1 pseudogene is annotated in these 393 nt (G+C 41.7%); it reads left to right on the forward strand.

Annotated elements, in window-relative coordinates:
• Positions 1–393, forward strand: a pseudogene (locus AC1M9D_RS14125) (muconate/chloromuconate family cycloisomerase); the annotation flags it as partial.

Below are 393 nucleotides of genomic sequence, written 5' to 3' on the forward strand. Positions count from 1 at the left end.
TCATTAAAATCGAAACTTCGGATGGTTTCATTGGTTGGGGCGAAGCAACCACCATCGGTGGCTTAGGCTATGGTGAAGAAAGCCCTGAAAGCATCAAAACCAATATCGATACTTATTTTGCTCCACTACTCAAAACTTTTACTGATTTCAACATTGCTCAAATTATGCAAGTGTTGAAGAAGAATATTAATGGCAACCGTTTTGCAAAATGTGCCATTCAAACTGCTTTACTCGATATTCAGGCTCAACGTTTAGGTTTGCCGCTGTCTGAAGTGTTAGGTGGCCGTCTGCGTGACAGCGTTCCTGTACTTTGGGTGTTGGCTTCTGGTGATACGGATAAAGATATCGCTGAAGCGAAAAAGATGATCGAAGCTAAGCGTCATAACTTCTTTA

The organism is Acinetobacter sp. ANC_7682 (assembly GCF_056779795.1).